Source organism: Nitrospirota bacterium, from assembly GCA_040757595.1.
Lineage (GTDB): Bacteria > Nitrospirota > Nitrospiria > Nitrospirales > Nitrospiraceae > JBFLWP01.
Map to the genome: position 1 here is coordinate 206069 of JBFLWP010000003.1, position 14381 is coordinate 220449.

General features: G+C 64.6%; 15 protein-coding genes. 13 read left to right on the forward strand and 2 right to left on the reverse strand.

Annotation, left to right across the window (positions count from 1 at the left end; translation table 11 throughout):
- Positions 1-5 precede the first annotated feature (5 nt).
- From AB1411_04625 to AB1411_04660, 8 genes are all read left to right on the forward strand, one after another.
- Positions 6-527: an NADH-quinone oxidoreductase subunit J gene (locus tag AB1411_04625; protein ID MEW6542879.1), complete on the forward strand. Its 522-nt coding sequence runs from the start codon at positions 6-8 to the stop codon at positions 525-527.
- Between the two features lie 83 nt (positions 528-610).
- Complete coding sequence (nuoK, locus tag AB1411_04630) at positions 611-913, forward strand: NADH-quinone oxidoreductase subunit NuoK (GenBank protein ID MEW6542880.1); 303 nt, start codon at positions 611-613, stop codon at positions 911-913.
- Between the two features lies 1 nt (position 914).
- Positions 915-2915: an NADH-quinone oxidoreductase subunit L gene (gene nuoL / locus AB1411_04635; GenBank protein MEW6542881.1), complete on the forward strand. Its 2001-nt coding sequence runs from the start codon at positions 915-917 to the stop codon at positions 2913-2915.
- 113 nt (positions 2916-3028) lie between these two features.
- Positions 3029-4675 carry an NADH-quinone oxidoreductase subunit M gene (locus AB1411_04640; GenBank protein MEW6542882.1) on the forward strand — a complete coding sequence of 549 codons (1647 nt, stop codon included), beginning with the start codon at positions 3029-3031 and terminating at the stop codon, positions 4673-4675.
- Position 4676: 1 nt separating this feature from the next.
- The gene (locus AB1411_04645) at positions 4677-6338 is read left to right on the forward strand and encodes an NADH-quinone oxidoreductase subunit M (protein MEW6542883.1); all 1662 of its coding nucleotides are present in this window, start codon (positions 4677-4679) and stop codon (positions 6336-6338) included.
- On the forward strand, positions 6335-7834 hold the full coding sequence (locus tag AB1411_04650; protein MEW6542884.1) for an NADH-quinone oxidoreductase subunit N: 1500 nt from the start codon (positions 6335-6337) through the stop codon (positions 7832-7834). Before AB1411_04645 ends, AB1411_04650 begins: the two co-directional genes overlap by 4 nt.
- Positions 7835-7924: 90 nt before the next feature.
- Positions 7925-9700 carry a caspase family protein gene (locus AB1411_04655; GenBank protein ID MEW6542885.1) on the forward strand — a complete coding sequence of 592 codons (1776 nt, stop codon included), beginning with the start codon at positions 7925-7927 and terminating at the stop codon, positions 9698-9700.
- A 119-nt stretch (positions 9701-9819) separates the two neighbouring features.
- Complete coding sequence (locus tag AB1411_04660; protein MEW6542886.1) at positions 9820-10656, forward strand: phosphodiester glycosidase family protein; 837 nt, start codon at positions 9820-9822, stop codon at positions 10654-10656.
- A gap of 47 nt (positions 10657-10703) precedes the next feature.
- On the opposite strand, the gene AB1411_04665 is transcribed toward AB1411_04660, so the two are convergent.
- The gene (locus tag AB1411_04665) at positions 10704-11135 is read right to left on the reverse strand and encodes a rhodanese-like domain-containing protein (GenBank protein ID MEW6542887.1); all 432 of its coding nucleotides are present in this window, start codon (positions 11133-11135) and stop codon (positions 10704-10706) included.
- 89 nt (positions 11136-11224) lie between these two features.
- Between AB1411_04665 and AB1411_04670 the strand changes: the two genes are divergently transcribed.
- The gene (locus tag AB1411_04670; GenBank protein ID MEW6542888.1) at positions 11225-11533 is read left to right on the forward strand and encodes a hypothetical protein; all 309 of its coding nucleotides are present in this window, start codon (positions 11225-11227) and stop codon (positions 11531-11533) included.
- Positions 11534-11610: 77 nt separating this feature from the next.
- On the opposite strand, the gene pyrE is transcribed toward AB1411_04670, so the two are convergent.
- Complete coding sequence (gene pyrE, locus AB1411_04675) at positions 11611-12189, reverse strand: orotate phosphoribosyltransferase (GenBank protein MEW6542889.1); 579 nt, start codon at positions 12187-12189, stop codon at positions 11611-11613.
- Positions 12190-12337: 148 nt separating this feature from the next.
- Here pyrE and AB1411_04680 point away from each other — a divergent pair, with 148 nt between their 5' ends.
- From AB1411_04680 to AB1411_04695, 4 genes are all read left to right on the forward strand, one after another.
- Positions 12338-12655 carry a hypothetical protein gene (locus AB1411_04680; GenBank protein ID MEW6542890.1) on the forward strand — a complete coding sequence of 106 codons (318 nt, stop codon included), beginning with the start codon at positions 12338-12340 and terminating at the stop codon, positions 12653-12655.
- Positions 12656-12826: 171 nt separating this feature from the next.
- Entirely contained in the window at positions 12827-13576 is a 750-nt protein-coding gene (locus tag AB1411_04685; protein MEW6542891.1) for a hypothetical protein, read from the forward strand.
- 27 nt (positions 13577-13603) lie between these two features.
- Entirely contained in the window at positions 13604-13921 is a 318-nt protein-coding gene (locus AB1411_04690; GenBank protein ID MEW6542892.1) for a nucleotidyltransferase domain-containing protein, read from the forward strand.
- The gene (locus tag AB1411_04695; GenBank protein ID MEW6542893.1) at positions 13908-14306 is read left to right on the forward strand and encodes a HEPN domain-containing protein; all 399 of its coding nucleotides are present in this window, start codon (positions 13908-13910) and stop codon (positions 14304-14306) included. The genes AB1411_04690 and AB1411_04695 overlap by 14 nt, the downstream gene beginning before the upstream one ends.
- Positions 14307-14381 lie beyond the last annotated feature (75 nt).

The window sequence follows — 14381 nt, forward strand, 5'->3', positions numbered from 1 at the left end:
CATCCATGATCCTGCTGTTCTTCGTCTATTTTTCCCTGGTAAGCATTGCCGCCGGGGTGCTCACGGTTGCGCTGCGGAACCCCGTGCACTGCGGCCTGGCGCTGCTGACGCTGCTGCTGCACGTGGCCGGACTGTTCGTGCTCCTCAACGCCGAGTTCCTCTTCGCCGTCCAGATCATCGTCTACGCGGGCGCCATCCTGGTGCTCTACCTGTTCGTGCTGATGCTCCTCAACCTGAAGACGGACGAGCGGTACCTCCACACCCGCTACGCGGTGATCCTCTTTGCCGCCGTCGCGGTCTGCGGGGAGCTCCTGCTGCTGGTGCTGCGGTCTCCGTTCGGCGGCGCGCGCGGCGATGCCCCGGCGGACACGGTGCTCCAGACCGGGCCGAGCCACGCCGTCGGGATCAAGATGTTCAGCGACTACCTGCTGCCGTTCGAGATCGTCGGGGTCTTCCTGCTGGGCGCCATCATCGGGGCGATCGTGCTGGCGAAAACCCCTTCTTCAACGGACGAACGTGAAGCGTGAAGCGTGAAGCGTGAAGCGTGAAGCGTGAAGCGAAGAAAGATCCCTAACGCTTTACGAGCGACGAGAGACGAACGACGATTGTTATGGTTCCATTGAGCGCATACGTGGCCGTGAGCGCGATCCTGTTCGCGACCGGCCTGATCGGCGTGCTGATCCGCCGGAACTTCATCATCGTCTTGATGGCGGTCGAGGTCATGCTGAACGCGGCCAACATCAACCTGGTCGCCTTCTCTCACTATCTGGAGTCCATGGCGGGCCAGATCGTGGCGCTGTTCGTGATCGCGATCGCGGCCGGCGAGGCGGCGGTGGGCCTGGCGATCATCATCGTCGTGTTCCGCGGCAAACTGTCGACCAACGTGGATGAAATGAATCTCTTAAAGTGGTAACGTGTTCGAGCTGCTCGTCCTTCTGATCCCGACCTTTCCGCTCCTGGCCGTGCTCCTGAACGGCCTGCTGGGGCACCGTTACTCGCACGAGGTGGCACACCGGCTGGCCTGGGGCTCGGTGGGGCTGTCGTTCCTCTGCGCGATCTGGGTCTTCGCCGACACGCTCCACACGGGCGTTCCGCGCGAAGTGGTGGCCTATCGCTGGATCTTCGGCGGCGACCTCACGGTCAACCTGGCCTTCCTGATTGATCCGCTGACCTGCGTCATGCTGCTGGTCGTGACCGGCGTCGGGTTCTTCATCCACCTCTATTCGGTCGGGTACATGCACGGGGAGGAGGGGTTCACCCGCTTCTTCACCTACATGAACCTGTTCATGGTGTCCATGCTCCTGCTGGTGATGGGGAACAACTACCTGGTCCTCTTCATCGGCTGGGAGGGCGTGGGGCTCTGCTCCTACCTGCTGATCGGCTACTACTTCGACCGGGTCTCGGCGGCCAAGGCGGCGACCAAGGCCTTCGTCGTGAACCGGATCGGGGACGCCGGCTTCCTCCTGGCGATCTTCCTCGTCTTCATGAACTTCAAGACGCTGGACTACACCCAGGTCTTCGCCCAGGCGGGCCACCTCTCGACCGGGATGGCGACGGCGATCGCCCTCTGTCTGCTGATCGGGGCGGTCGGAAAGTCCGCCCAGGTCCCCCTGTACACCTGGCTGCCCGACGCGATGGAGGGGCCGACGCCGGTCAGCGCGTTGATCCACGCCGCCACGATGGTCACGGCCGGCGTGTACATGATCGTGCGCAACCACGTGCTCTACGACATGGCGCCGGTGGCCATGACCACGGTGGCCTGGATCGGCGGCGGCACGGCCCTCTTCGCCGCGACGATCGGGCTCGTCCAGACGGACATCAAGCGGGTGCTGGCCTATTCCACGGTCAGCCAGCTCGGCTACATGTTCCTGGCCTGCGGGATCGGGGCTTACACGGCCGCGATCTTCCACCTGATGACCCATGCGTTCTTCAAGGCGCTGCTGTTCCTGTCGGCCGGCTCCGTCATCCACGCCCTTCACGGCGAGCAGGACATCCGCAAAATGGGCGGCTTGAAGTCCAGGATTCCCTGGACCCACGGCCTGTTCCTCGTCGGGACGCTGGCGATCGCCGGCATCTTCCCCCTGTCCGGGTTCTGGAGCAAGGACGAGATCCTGGCCCACGCCTTCACGCACGGCTACTACGCCCTCTACGCGATGGCGGCGGTCGGGGCCTTCCTGACGGCCTTCTATATGTTCCGGCTCACGTACCTGACCTTCTACGGCCAGTCTCGCGTGGACCACCATACGGCCGAGCACATCCACGAGTCGCCTCCGGTCATGATCGGGCCGCTCGTGGTGCTCGCGGCCCTGTCGGTGATCGGCGGCTTCCCCGGCGTCCCGCCGGAGGCCGGCTGGTTCCATCACTTCCTGCACCCCGTGACGGTGTCGGCGGGAGGCGAAGGCGGGCACGAGATCGGCTTCGGGCTCCTCGCGACGCTGATGGGAGTGGCGACCGCGATCGCGCTGGCCGGGTGGGGCCTGGCCCATTACCTGTACAGCGTCCGCCCCGAGGCCGCGCCGGAGTTGGCCGCGCGCCTGCCCGGCGCCTACACGACGCTCTTGAACAAGTACTACGTGGACGAGCTCTACGACCTGCTGTTCGTGGAGCCCACCAAGCGTCTGGGACAGGTCTGGGACTGGTTCGACCGGAACGTCATCGACCGGATCGTCCTCGGGGTGGGGCAGATGACCCAGTCGGGCTCGGCGGCCAGCACCTGGATCGAGAAACACGTGATTTACGGGTTCCTGAACGTCGTGGGTTACGCCAACCACCTGGCAGCCCGCTCCTGGCGGCAGTTGCAGTCCGGACAGGTGCACCATTACGCGGCCATCATCGTGGCCGGACTCTTCATCCTGGTCCACCTGATCCTCGCCTGGTGGAGCGGCTCATCCGGCATCGGGGTGGCGTGGCGGTAAGGAACGTGAAGCGTGAAACGTGAAGCGTTGGACGTAGGAGGGTGCGGGCGAATCCCAGGCCGGTGGTTGTCTTTAGCGCTTCACGCTTCACGAGCGGCACATGACGCGATTTTATGCTTGAAGAGCTGACATTCGGGTTTCCGATCCTCTCGGCGATCCTCTTCTTCCCGCTCCTGGGGGCCATCGCCCTGTGGCTGCTGGACGAGGAGGACCTGATCAAGAACGTCGCGCTGGCCGTGTCGCTCCTGGAGCTGGCGCTGACGGTCGTCGTGCTGCTCCGCTTCGTCCCCGAGTCCCCGGCCATGCAGTTCTCCGAGCGGCTGAACTGGATTCCCCCGCTCGGAATCAGCTACCACCTGGCGCTGGACGGCATCAGCATCCTGTTCGTGCCGCTCACGGCCTTCCTCACTGTGCTGATCGTGCTGTACTCCTGGGACACGGTGCGCCACCAGATCAAGACCTACTTCATCGCGCTGCTGAGCCTGGAGACGATGGTCATGGGGATCTTCGAGTCGCTGGACTTGATCCTCTTCTTCGTCTTCTGGGAGCTGATGCTGATCCCCAGCTACTTCCTGATCAAGCTCTGGGGCGGGGTCGAGCGGCAGTACGCGGCCCTCAAGTACGTCCTCTACACGCTCCTGGGCAGCGTGTTCATGCTGGTCGGGATCGTGCTCCTGGACCTGAACTACCACCAGTGGGCCGTGACGCACCACATCGAGCCGGCCTACACGTTCGATTTCCTGCAATTGCTGGCCATCCCGATCCCCACGGACAAGCAGATCCTGATCTTCTGGCTCATCTTCCTCGGGCTGGCCTTCAAGGCGCCGATCTTTCCGTTCCACACCTGGCTGCCGGACGCCCTGCTGGAAGGGCCGATCGGCATGTCGGTGGTCCTGGCCGGGGTCAAACTCGGGACCTACGGTTTCCTGCGGTTCAGCCTGCCGTTGCTCCCGGACGCGGCCAGGAGCGAGGGCGTGGTCGCGGTCATGATGGCGCTGGCGTTGGCGGCGATCGTGTACGGGGCGATCGTGGCCCTGATCCAGCCGGATTTCCGGCGGCTGCTGGCCTTCAGCAGCATCAGCCACCTGGGCTTCGTCGTGGCGGGGACCTTCGCGCTGAACTTCCAGGGGCTCCAGGGCAGCCTGCTCACGATGATCAACCTGGGCTTCAGCACGGCCGGCCTCTTCTTCCTGGCCGGGTTCCTCTACGTGAGGCGGCAGACGACGAACCTCTCGGCCTTCGGCGGCCTGGCCAAGAAGCTCCCGCTGCTGGCCACGTTCCTGCTGATCATCGGCCTGGCCTCGATCGGGCTGCCGGGGACGAACGGGTTCGTGGGGGAGTTCCTGATCCTCCTGGGCACCTTCCAGGCTTCCTGGCTCTACGGGGCGATCGCGGTGACCGGGGTGATTTTCGGGGCGGCCTATTTCCTCTGGTACTACGAGCGGGCCATGTTCGGGCCGCTGACCCAGACCGTGAGCCACGCGCTCACGGACCTGAACGTCCGCGAGCTGGTGATCGCCGCCTCCCTCTCGGTCATGATTTTCTGGATCGGAGTCTATCCCTCGCCGTTCCTCAGGATGATGAACGGGTCGGTGCAGGCCCTGGTGGAGCGGCTGGAGCGGGGCGCGGCGGTGGCGCTCGCGCAACCGCCGGGCGCGAGGCACGAGGCGCGGGGCGCGGGGCATCAGACTAATGCGAGCAACGGGTTTTCTTCGGCATTGCCTCGTGCCACGAACCTCGAACCTCGCGCCGTGAATTAAGATGAGCGACTACACGCTGCTCTACATCCTGTTCGCGCCCTTCCTCGGGGCGATCCTGCTGCTGTTCATTCCGAACCGGCAGGCCCTCCAGGTCCGCCTCGTCGCGGCCGTCTCCTCCGGGATTTCCCTGTTGGCCTCCTTCTACCTCTTCTACGCCTACGACCCGGCCAAGGGCGGCTTTCAGTTCATCCAACGGTACGAATGGTCCCGGGAGCTGGGGATCGCCTTCTACCTGGGCGTGGACGGCATCGGGACCCCGCTGGTCCTGGCCTCCTCGATCCTGCTCTTCGCCGGCGTCTTCATCTCCTGGCACATCAAGGACCGGACCAAGGAGTTCTACATCTTCCTGCTGATCCTGGCGGCCGCCACGATCGGCGTGTTCATGTCGCTGGACCTCTTCTTCCTCTATTTCTTCTACGAGATGTCCGTGATCCCGATGTACCTCCTGTTGGGCGTCTGGGGCAGCCACACCAAGGGGTACCTGGACATGACCGACCCGGAGGGCCTCAAGAAGCGGGATTCGGTCGGGTTCATCTTCAACTTCGGGGCCAACAGCAAGGAATATGCGGCGATGAAGCTGACCCTGTTCCTTTCGGCCGGGGCGGTCGTCGCGCTGATGGGCATCCTGCTGATCTACAAGTACTCGGGCCTCAACACCTTCGACATCCTGGTGCTGCGGGAGAAGGCCCGCTTCTCCGGTCTCCTGGCCGACGTCATCTGGCTCCTGGTCTTCTTCGGGTTCGCCTCGATCGCCCCGATCTGGCCGCTGCACTCCTGGTCGCCGGTCGGGCACGCCGCGGCCCCGGCCGCCACGAGCATGCTGCACGCCGGCGTGCTGATGAAGCTCGGGCACTTTTCGATCATCCGGGTGGGCTACGAGATCCTGCCCGAGACCACCCGCGAGCTGATGCCGATCGCCGCGGTCCTCTGCATCTTCAGCATCATCTACGGCGGGTTCGTCGCCTATTACGCGCGGGACACCAAGTACGTGATCGGGTACTCCAGCTCCAGCCACATGGGGTACGTGTTCCTCGGCATGGCGGCGCTGGACTACATCAGCCTGAGCGGGGCCGTGCTCTACATGTTCGCCCACGCGCTCGCGACGGGCATGCTCTTCGCCATGGCCGGCTGGGTCTACGACCAGACGCACACGCGCGACATTCCCTCGCTCGGCGGGCTCGTGAACCGCATGCCGTTCGTGGCCGGCTGCTTCCTCGTCGCCTGCATGGCTTCGATCGGGATGCCGGGCACGGTCAACTTCATCGCGGAGATCATGATCCTGGTCGGGAGCTGGAACAAGTACCCGTTCCAGGTGATCGTGGCCGTGGTCGGGATCGTGCTGACGATGGCCTACCTGTTCCGGATGATGCGCGGGGTGTTCTACGGGGCGATGGACGCCCATTACAGCCACGCGCACGACGCGGTCGCGACGGTGGACCGGCTCCCGCTGCTGCTCATGATCGCGTGCAGCATCTCGTTCGGCATCTTCCCCGGCCACTTCTACAACGTGATCCGGTCCGGGGTGGACCCGCTGATCTCCCGCATCACGCAGGTGGTGCCGCTGACCGCGCAGAGCGGTGACGCGTTAACGAACCACGCGGATGAATTGGCCGCTTCCCCCCGTCACTCGTCACTCGTCACCCGTCACGAGGGGAACGAATGACGTTCAACCTGTCGCTATCGGGCTCGGACCTGCTCCTGATGCTGCCGGAGATCGTCCTCACGCTCTGGCTGTGCGTGGTCCTGATCGTGGACTTCGCCATGCCCCGGCTGCCCAAGGACCGGATCGCCTACCTGAGCCTGGCCGGATTGGGGCTCGTGCTGCTCAACCTCGCCTGGTTCGACCGGGCCGGCGTGACCGGCACCCTCTTCGCCAACATGTTCGTCGTGGACCGGCTGGCGATCTTCTTCAAGGTCTTCGTCGTCGGCGCCACGGCCCTGGTCATCCTGGCCTCGATGGACTACGTCCGGCGCTTCCGGTTCTTCAAGGGCGAGTATTACTTCCTCGTCCTGATGTCGGCGCTGGGCATGATGTTCATGGCTTCGGCCAACGACCTGCTGTCGGTCTTCATCACGCTGGAGTTCTCCACCTTCGGCTTCTACGTCCTGGTCGCCTACCTGCGCGACGACGTGGCCTCCAACGAGGCGGGGCTCAAGTTCTTCATCCTCGGCGTCTTTGCGGCGGGCCTGCTGGCCTACGGGATCAGCCTGGTGTTCGGCGAGACGGGCAAGCTGGTGTTCTCCGACATCGCCTCGGCCGGGGCGACGCCGGGGCTCGTGATCGGGTTCCTGCTGATCTTCGCCGCCCTCGGCTTCAAAATCGGGGCGGTGCCGTTCCACTCCTGGATTCCGGACACCTACCACGGGGCGCCCACGCCCGTGACCGCGTTCCTCTCGATCGCGCCCAAGGGGGCGGCCTTCGCGATCCTGCTCCGGATGTTCTTCGTGTCGCTGGCCACGTTCAAACCCGCCTGGGTGATGATGCTGGTGGGGGTCTCGATCCTCTCGATGACCTACGGGAACATCGTGGCGATCGCGCAGAAGAACATCAAGCGCCTGCTGGCTTACTCCGGAATCGCGCAGATCGGAAACGTGCTGATCGGGCTGGCGGCTGGCACCAAGATGGGGGGCGACGCGATCCTGTTCTACCTGCTGACCTATCTGTTCGCCAACCTGGGCGCCTTCGCGATCGTGATCGCGGTGGGCAACCTGATCCAGAGCGACGAGATCGAGGATTACAACGGCCTCAACCGCCGCTCCCCGTTCCTGGCTTTCGCCATGCTGGTCTTCCTCCTGTCCCTGGCCGGGGTCCCGCCGCTGGCCGGCTTCATCGGCAAGCTTTACATCTTCGTCGCCGCGATCAAAGAGGGCCTCTACACGCTGATCGTGGTCGGGCTCGTCAACATCGTGATCTCGATGTACTACTACCTGGTCGTGGTCAAGAAGATGTACATCAACGAGCCGGCCGATTCCACGCCGCTCGCCATCTCGGGCCCGATGAAGGCGGTCGTCTACGTCGGCCTGGCCGGCACGCTGATCCTGGGCATCTACCCGCAGCCCTTCATCGACTGGGTCGTCGCCGCGACCCTCATGTTCTCCAACATGGCCGGGGCGTCCGCCTCGATCGCGCCTCCGCCCGTCCTCCCCTTCGGCGGCTAAGCTTCCCTTCTGAGTCGCGCCGCGATCGTTGACAGGGCCCGAACGGAACGGTAGAGTTTGCCCGTTGATGAAATCAGAGGGGAGGTCAGGATGCGCTTCACTCCGAGCAGGTCGAACGTCGGTCCCGGACTCATCATCGGGTGCATGATCCTGGCTCTCGGCGTGCAAGCCGGCTGCGGCACACTGGCCGTGACGGAGGAGCCGACCCCGAGCCTTCCGCAGAAACCCATCCCGGCCAGGCTGGGCGTGCACGTGACCGGCGAGGCGCTCAAGCGGGCCTTCGCCGATCCGGATCGGCGCAAGCTGGGGCTGGCCCCGGGACAATACTTCACCGACGTCATCCTGCTTCCTCCGGAAACCCGGTACATCGCCCCGCAAGACATTCTCGATCAGTTCGGCGCGGATCTGATCCTCCAGCTCCAAATCACCGATACGAAGAGCAGCGGGGATATGAACGCGATCTTTTTCGCGGCGATGCCCTTGACCTTCTTCGAGCCGCTCGCGCCGATCATGAGCTATGAAGTCACCGTGACCATGGAGGCCAACCTGCGGGATGCCCGAACCGGCCGCCTGCTCTGGGCCAAGACCGAGCCGACCTTGGCCACCGACCACTTCAGTCCCATCGGTCCGGAAGAGAAGATGGCCGGCTTAGCTCAGCGCGGGCTCCACAATGCCGTCGTCAGGGTCTTCGAGACCTTGAAGCAGGAGCTGGCGGCCTATCAGCCTGGCGCTGTCCCCAAGCTGGCGGGCAGGATCGGGAGCAGCGCGGCCCTCAGCCAGGTACAAAAGGAGCTCAAGGAGCTCGAGGAGCAGGAGCGGCAGCTCGATGAGCAGAAGAAAGAGGAGCAGAAGAGGCTGGCCGCGGTTCGGCAGCAGATTGAAGAGAAGAAGAAGCGGATCGAGGAGGAGAAAAGGAGCAGGGTGGGGGGCGGCGCCGCGCTCAGCCAGGCGGAAAAGGAGCTCAAGGCGCTGGAGGAGCAAGAGCGGCAGGTAGAGGAACAGAAGAAAGAGCAGGTGAAGTTGGCGGCGATTCAGCAGCAGATCGAAGAAAAGAAGAGGCGGATTCTCGAAGAAGAGAAGAAGAAGCGGGAAAGGGTGAAGGCGAATCGCTATGCGATCGTGATGGGCATCGAGCAGTATCGGGAGCGAATTCCCAAGGCGGACTTTGCGGTGCAGGATGCCAAGGACGTGGCCCAGTTCCTGACCGCACAGGCCGGCTACCGGGAGGAGAACGTCATCCTGCGCCTGAACGAGCAGGCGACGAAGTCCGACATGGAGAAGTACTTCGAGGCCTGGCTCAAGAACAACGTGGACGCGAACGCCAGCCTGCTCATTTACTTTTCCGGCCACGGCGCCCCCCAGGCCGCGACCGGCGACGCCTACCTCGTGCCCTACGACGGAGACCCGGCCTTCATTGAGCAGACCGGCTATCCGCTCAAGCGGCTCTACCTGATGCTGGACAAGCTGCCGACCAAGAACGTCGTCGTGATGCTGGATTCCTGTTTCTCCGGGGCCGGCGGCCGGTCCGTGCTGGCCAAGGGGGCCAGGCCGATGGTCCTGACGGTCGAGGGGCTGGCGAGCAGCGCGAAGGCCGTGGTCCTGGCCGCGACCTCCGGGAGCCACCTCAGCCTGGCGGATCAGGAGAAGGGCCACGGCCTGTTCACCTATTACGCGCTCCAGGGGCTTGCCGGCGACGCCGACGCGAACGGCGACGGGGCCATCGACGTGCAGGAGCTCTTCGAGTACCTCAAGCCGCAGGTGCAGCGGGTCGCCCGCCGGACCTACAACACCGAACAGGTGCCGCAATTGATCGTCCCGCCCGCACTGGCCACCCAGGCCCCGCCCAGGCTGGTCGAGCTGCGATAGAATCGGGGCCGGTCGCGGGCTTCTTGGGCCTCCTGGAGGCGACGCTCGTTCAGCCCCCGTCGTCGTGCGCGGATCGTCATGAGACGCCGATCGTGAGAGAGCGAAGGCACAGATCGCTAATGGGGCTCTTCGTCTTGTGGCTGGTCGGGCTGGCGGGGCTGACGGCGCCGGGACCGGCTCTGGCCCAGAACGTGGAGTGGGAGCCGCTCGATGACGGGCTGGCTGTCTCGGTCTGGGAACCGGCGGCGCAGTGCCACGACGACGTGCCGGCCCTCTATCTCGTCAGGATCGATCCCGAGCAGCTCCGCTTCGAGACCTACTACTACCGGGACGAAAGGCTGACGGTCCCCCCGACCATCCGGGAATGGCAGGAGCGGACGAAGAGCCGCCTGCTCTTCAACGCCGGGCTTTTCCGGGAGGATTACTCCTACATGGGGCTGCTGTTCAAGGGCGCGCGGTCTCTGGGGGGGAAGCGCCATTCCCAATGGCAGGGGCTCTTCGTGGCGGAGCCGGTCCACAAGGGCCTGCCCAAGGCGCGCGTCCTGGACTTGGCGGCCGATCCCTTCCCCGAGTCGAATCCCCCCTACAGGGAGGCGGCCCAGTCGCTGATGCTGCTGGACGGCTCGGGGAAGCCGCGGGTGCGTCAGACCGACAAACGGGCGCACCAGACGATCGTGGCGGAGGACGCTCAGGGCCAGATCCTCGTGCTCAAAACGACCGACGAGGTGGGCCTGCGGGCGCTGGCGGAATGTCTGCGGGATCGGTTTCCGGCGATCCGGCGCGCCATGGCCATGGACGGCGGTTCCTCGTCCGACTTGCTGGTCGAGGCGGGGCTGCTCCAGGGGCTGAAACGTGCGGCGGGAGCGAGGTCCCGGCAGTCGCTCGTGGACGGCAGCGGGACCGCGCACATCCCGCTCCCCGCGGTCATCGGAATCTTTCCGCGGCACGAGAAGTGATGGGGAAGTGTCCCTCCCCTTTCACCTGTCGCGCGTCACGGTCTCTTTCAGCCTCGCGGCGCCTCGACCGGGTAGCCGGCTTCCCTCCAGGCGTTCATGCTGCCGTTGACGTTGTAGACGTGCTTGTAGCCCAGGTCGGCCAGCGCCTCGGCGGCGATGTTGCTCCGGTGCCCGGATTGGCAGTAGACGACGATGTGGTCGTCCAGCTTCGCGCCGATCTCGCGATGGCGGGCCCGGATCTGCCGGTAGTCAATGTTCCGGTCCGTGCCGGGAATCACGCCGGACCGGTGCTCTTCCGCCGTCCGGACGTCGACCAGGAAGAAGCCCTTGGCGGACGGGCTCGGAGCCTTGGCCAGCCCGGCGCGGAGCTGCTCCACGGTGAGGAGGTACGAATGGTAGGCGGAGGCCGGCCTCTCGAACGGGACCAGCGCCAAGCCCAGGACTGCGGCGATTCCGACGGCAAAGAGGGTGCGCTTCATGGCTTCACCTCGTGTAACGAGAACCGCGGCCCTCGACGGACCGGGGTGTGACCATGCCGATGCCCATTCCAAATCATCATAGGGGGGCGATGGAGGGCTGGTCAAGAGCGGTCCTGCTGGCCGCGCTGCTCGTGGTCGCCGGCTGCGGCGAAGGCGCCAAGCTGGTGCAGGAGACGGACTCCGGCGGGATCGTCACGTATCCGTTCAAGGGCGAGAACGGCTACCTGTTCACGAAGTTCAGGAAGGACGCGTTCGGGATCATCGAGGAGCGGTGCCAGGGACGCTACACGGTGATCAAGGAGGCGGAGGCCAGGGGACGCACCCGCATCGTGGAGAACGCCGGCGGGCAGGAGGCGGTCACCGAACGGCGCTGGGGCATCCAGTTCCGGTGCAAGTAGGTGATCGGTGATGCGTGAAGTGTGATGGGGACCAAGATGATCTGGTTGAGTCGTCGTCACACATCACGTTTCACCCATCACCCATCACGGTGACTTGCGGCGAGAAGGTCGTCAATCGTGAGGAGGCTCAGGAGCGTCAGCCCTTGCTCTTCGATCCTGGCCCGGCCGTCCTGCTCCTTCCGGTCCACGATCACCAGCGCGTGATCCACCTTGAGGCCCGCGTCCCGCGCGACCTTCGTCGCCTTGAGGACCGACCCGCCGCTGGTCAGCACGTCGTCCACGATCACGGCCCGATCGCCCGGCCTCGCGGCCCCCTCGATCAGCTTCCCCAACCCGTGGTCCTTCGGCTGCTTGCGCACGACGAAGGTCCGCCAGTCCTTCCTGGGAGTCCCGCCGTGCCCGTAGTCCGAAATGGCCGTGGCGATCGCGATCGCGCCGATCTCCAGTCCGCCCAGACAGTCGAATTCCAGCGATTTCAAACGCTCGAAGGCCAGTTGGGCGACCAGGCGGCGCGGGGCCGGATGGGCCATGAGGATGCGGCAGTCCACGTAGTAGGGGCTCGTCGCGCCGGAGGCCAGCTTGAAGCCGCCGGCCGGGTCCCACTTGAAGGAGTGGGTCTCCAGAAAGGCCCGGGCCAACGCGTCCTTCGCAGTCACGAGTCCCTCGCGGTCAGGCAGATGGCGCAGTATAGCCGGATTTGCGCCGGGAGTCACCAGGCGGGAACCGGCTCGTTTCTTGACGGGTCTGCCGGTCGGGCGTACGGTGTTCCCTGCGGGATCAACCCGATCACGAAAGGAGCGGACCATGAAGAGACAGACCATTATCGCCATGGGACTGGCCGTCGCGTTGACCGCGCCGGCGCTCGCGCAGACTCAATCTCCCCGCGTCGACCAACGGGAGCGGAAGCAGCAACAGCGGATCGAGCAGGGGGTCAAGAGCGGGGAACTGACGCCCCGGGAGGCCAAGCGGCTGGAGGCGGAGCAGGCCGGGATCCGCGCCGAGGAAGCGCGGATGAAATCAGACGGCACGCTGACCAAGCGGGAACGGGCGAAGCTGCACCGGGACCTCGACCGGTCCAGCCGGCACATCGCCAAGGAGAAGCACGACGCGCAGAAGCGGTGAGCGTGGCTCAGGCGGCTGTGCCGATCAGGAACTTCACCGTCGCCTCGTCGCCCAGGAGCGCGACAGCGATCAGCCAGCCCTCCACCTGTTCGGTCTTCGCGGAGGAAACTCACTAAACTCGTTTGCCATGGGAAAGCCTGTCACACCGCGGCATAAAAACGGATCTTGGAGGTGCTCCGCAAGAGCCCGGTGCTCCGGCTGGAGGGCAACAAGACAGTCACATTCAAGAACATCCGCCCTCCCGCGAAGACGCTTTCCTTGTCAGCCGAGGCCCTGGTCACCAATGGCGGCGACAAGCCTGTGGCGCTCGTCTTCGGTCCGGAGAACGGCGCAGTCAGCGAAAAGCTGGTGTATGAGGCGGCGCGCGAGGCGTACGCGAAAAGCTACACGCACTTGTATGTGACCGGATTCGCCATCCAACCCAATGCCCGGACGCTCGTGGACAAGTGTTCTGAGGTGATGGGCGTTCCCGCGACCTATGTCCAGGCGAACCCGGACTTGATGATGGGCGACCTGCTGAAGAACATGCGGTCGAGCCAGATTTTCAGCGTGTGCGGACAACCGGAGATCAAGGTGCGCTGGACGAAGGGGAAACAGTATCAAGTCGAATTGCTCGGCCTGGACGTGTTCGATCCCGTCACGATGGAGGTGACGCACCGGAACGGCGAGGATGTGCCGGCCTGGTTCCTCGACACGGACTACAGTGATCTCTGCTTCCACGTCTCGCAGGCCTTCTTCCCACGAATGGGCGCCTGCGACAATCTGAAGAAGGCGCTCAAGGGCGAGTATGAGGCCAGCGTCTGGGATCACCTTGCCGGGACCGCGAGCGCGCCGTTTGAACCGGGCGAGCACAAACAGATCGCCGTGAAGGTGATTGACGACCGGGGGAACGAATTGCTGGTGGTGCAGAAGTTGGCGTAAACTAAGGGCTCCGAGGAGATTTTGCCCATGACGCAGACGGCGCTGCTAGAACACGTCACCAAGACCATCGTCGAACGGTTTCACCCGAAGCGGATCGTCGTCTTCGGAAGCTACGCACGCGGGGAGGCCGGTCCGGACAGCGACCTGGACCTCTTTATTGAAATGGATACCCCGCGCCGTCCCCCGGATCGGGCGATCGAGGTGAGCGAAGTCTTCGGACTCCGCCCCTGGCCGATGGACATCGTCGTCTATACGCCGGAGGAGGTCCGTCGCCTGCGCCACGTGAACGGCACCCTGCTATCGGTGATCGAGAAGGAGGGCAAGGTGCTGTATGAGCAGCCCTGAGTCCAACTTCTCCGCGTGGGTCCGCAAGGCCGAACACGATCTGCTCAATATCGAGAATAACCTCGCCGCGAAGGAGATTCCCTGGGACACGGTCTGCTTCCACGCCCAACAGGCCGCCAAGAAACTCTTGAAGGCGTTTCTTGTCTTTCACGGTCGCGATTTGTCGAAGACGCATGATCTGGTGGCGTTGCTCGCCCAATGCGTCGAGTGCGATGCCGGCCTGGCCGCGCTGGAATCCGATTGCCGGAAGCTGACGGCTTATGGCATGGCGGCCCGGTATCCTGACGACCTGTTCGATCCCAGCGAGGCGGATGGCCGCGATGTGGTCGCGGCGGCGCATCGAGTTCGCACCGAGATTCTCGCCCGCCTCCCGAAGACCAGATGAGCGCCTACGAAGTCCCTGAACCCATCCTCAATTCCCCCTTCGAGGAGCCAACGATCCTCAACGACCAAAGAAAAG